The 1079-nt window shown below is 47.0% G+C and carries 1 protein-coding gene and 1 pseudogene; one reads left to right on the top strand and one right to left on the bottom strand.

The annotated features are described in order from the left end of the window. Positions 1-144: 144 nt before the first annotated feature. Positions 145-753 carry a DUF1269 domain-containing protein gene (locus HMPREF2749_RS00980; RefSeq protein ID WP_070593070.1) on the top strand — a complete coding sequence of 203 codons (609 nt, stop codon included), beginning with the start codon at positions 145-147 and terminating at the stop codon, positions 751-753. A 176-nt stretch (positions 754-929) separates the two neighbouring features. On the opposite strand, the pseudogene HMPREF2749_RS09085 reads toward HMPREF2749_RS00980, so the two are convergent. Beyond that, positions 930-1067: pseudogene (locus tag HMPREF2749_RS09085) on the bottom strand (C4-dicarboxylate ABC transporter substrate-binding protein); the annotation flags it as partial. Between the last annotated feature and the right edge of the window lie 12 nt (positions 1068-1079).

The raw sequence follows: 1079 nt of genomic DNA, 5'->3' as shown, positions 1-1079 counted from the left end.
ATCCATACTGGATGCCGGGCCCCTCTCTGCTTTAGGACTCAGCCTACCGGCTGCCGCCGAGGTAAATTGTCGCAAAAAGTAGTTCCCAAAAAAAGAGAACTGTATTACAATGTATATATAGTCTTTAGGAACGAGGTACCAACTATGGAAAACCTAGTAATTTCAGTCTTTAACACCGAAAGCGAAGCTTATCAGTCCTTTGCAGATTTGAAGGCTTTCCGCCAAACTCAGACGACCAAGGTTGCTCAAATCGCCCTGGTCAAAAATGAAAACGGTCATATCGTTGAAAAAGAACGCTATGACTTTGAAGATTCAACGACGGATGCAACCCTAGACGGTGGCTTGCTCGGTGCAGTTATCGGGCTTTTGGGTGGTCCTATCGGCGTCTTGTTTGGTTATGGTATGGGTAGCCTCTATGGTTTGGCTGCTGGTGCTACTGTTGATACGGCAGAAACTGGCCTGATTGACGTTGTTTCTCAAAAATTGACTAACGGTGAAACAGCCGTTGTTGCCTTGGTGCAAGAAGACAACGAAGCAGTCATCGATGCTTACTTCACCAAGTACGACACCCAAATCGTGCGTTGGGATGTAGCAACCGTCGTAGCCGAAATCGAAGCAGCTCTGCAAGTCCAAGAAGACCTCTACAACCAGGCGCGTGCACAGATGAAGGCTGAACGTAAAGCCGAACGCAAGGCTAAGCTTGAAGAATTCAAGGCGAATGTCAAAGCAAAGTTTGACAAATTGGAAGCGTAAGCACCCAAGCATCTCATAAAAAATAGGCTATCTACTTCTGGTAGATAGCCTATTTTTTTTAAAAACTAGATTTTAGAAAGAGGAAGTGAGGATTTTGGCTCAAGATCTTGAACAAATCAAGGAAGACAATGGCAAAAATACCAAACTCAAGGTGGGGATTTTAGCCATCTCTCTTTCTCCAGGTGGATGTTGATGCCGGTGGTGCCGTTGGGGTTGCGCAGGGGAAGCTGGGCGAAGGATTCGGTGATACGGTCCAGCTCATCCTCGCTGGCGAGCAGGCCGGGCATGTAATCCATCTCCACGAAGATGTCCTTCTACAGCGGGTT

The organism is Rothia sp. HMSC075F09 (assembly GCF_001810515.1).
Lineage (GTDB): Bacteria > Actinomycetota > Actinomycetes > Actinomycetales > Micrococcaceae > Rothia.
This window is presented reverse-complemented; position numbering and strand designations above follow the sequence as displayed.

Bases quoted from the DNA above. Each gene is read 5' to 3' on its own strand.
- HMPREF2749_RS00980 (WP_070593070.1), top strand. From the start codon at position 145: ATGGAAAACCTAGTAATTTCAGTCTTTAACACCGAAAGCGAAGCTTAT.